Annotated in this window: 1 protein-coding gene; it reads left to right on the top strand. The window is 39.6% G+C overall.

From position 1 onward, the window contains the following. The first annotated feature begins 86 nt into the window (after positions 1 to 86). Complete coding sequence (locus A8708_RS00115; RefSeq protein ID WP_068661515.1) at positions 87 to 1,550, top strand: IS1182 family transposase; 1,464 nt, start codon at positions 87 to 89, stop codon at positions 1,548 to 1,550. Positions 1,551 to 1,600: the final 50 nt, after the last annotated feature.

Raw genomic sequence — 1,600 nt, 5'->3', positions numbered from 1 at the left:
ACGTCAGACTGTCTAACAATTTTTAAACGAGGCATGAAAATAGATGTCCAATGTCGAATCTCTGTATCTTAAGGAGATGAGAACATATGCCTTTTATTGAAGGTGAAGATAGACATCAAATTCATTTACTGCCATATACATTGGACGATTTTGTAGGAGATGAAAATCCTGTACGTGTTATCGATGCTTACGTAGATAGCTTACCCCTAGAAGAATTGGGGTTTCAAGTGTATTCGGGCTCCAAAGCAGGGCAAAAACCTTATCGGCGGCAAGAACTTCTCAAGCTCTATCTTTACTGTTATATGAACAGCATCCGTTCCTCTCGCAAGATGGAAACCGAGACGAGAAGAAACATTGAACTTATGTGGCTAACCGGTAAGCTCCAGCCGGACCACGGTACTTTATCTGCTTTTATGAAGAGTAACCGAACGGCCATAAAAAAGCTCTTTAAAGAATTCACCTTGATGTTAAAAGGTTTCGGGTTACTTGATGGTCAACTTGTCGCGATTGATGGCACAAAGTTAAAGGCGAACTGCTCTAAAAAGAAGCATTTTAATGACAACATTATCAGTAAGAAGCTAGAGCACATCGATGAAAAAATCGATGCCTATTTGCGCGACTTTTTAACGGAGGACAATCGTCTCAAAAAGCAGGAAATCACTGAAAAGTTAGAGGTCTATCAAGAAAGAATGCACGAGCTGCAGGTAATGAAACAAGAACTCGCGGAAACAGGTGAAACCCAGCTTTGTATTACCGATCGGGATGCCAAATCAATGAAAAACAACGGGAAGCATGAAGTTTGTTTCAATGTTCAGACTGCGGTGGACAGCAAGTATAAATTAATCGTGGATTGCGATACGGTCAATGATGTCAACGATCAAGGACAGCTATCCAATATGGCAAATAAAACAAAACAAGTTTTTCGTAATCAAAAAGTCACAATTCTGGCCGATACAGGTTATTATAACTACCTTGAAATCATCGACGTTGTCGATGAAAGCACCGAACTCTTAATTAAGCCGCAAAAGGGAAAGCAAGACAAAATAGCTCGCGGATTTGATAAAGAGAACTTTGAATATGATGCCATTAACGATAGATATATTTGCCCACCAGGTTATGCATTACCCTTTAAATGGAATGGAAAACAAGATGGAAAAGAATACAAGCGATACACATGCGAAGCCTTTGATACCTGTGGACAAAAGGTTCTCTGCACATCTGCCAAAGGCGGAAGATCGGTAACCAGGCTTAAAGATGAAGAAGTGATCGAACAAATTGCCGAAAAAACTCGTAGTCAAAGTAATATTTATAAGCAAAGAGCGGCAATTGTTGAGCACCCTTTTGGAACAATGAAGCGTCACTGGGGCTATACATACTTTTTAACACGAGGGTTGGCATCAGTAGGTACTGAGACCAATCTGATTTGTCTTGCCTATAATCTTAAGAGAATGATTAAAATAATGGGAGTGAATGAGCTCATACGTCTCTTCAGAGATCGAGCTCATTCAATAACTAAGATGCACAACGATAATTTGAGTAAAATAGCATAAATTCATGTTTTAAAGCGTGCTCAGAAATCAGTTGTTAGACAGTCTGACGT

This window comes from Paenibacillus oryzisoli (genome assembly GCF_001653565.1).
Taxonomy (GTDB): Bacteria; Bacillota; Bacilli; order Paenibacillales; family NBRC-103111; genus Paenibacillus_E; species Paenibacillus_E oryzisoli.
This window is presented reverse-complemented; position numbering and strand designations above follow the sequence as displayed.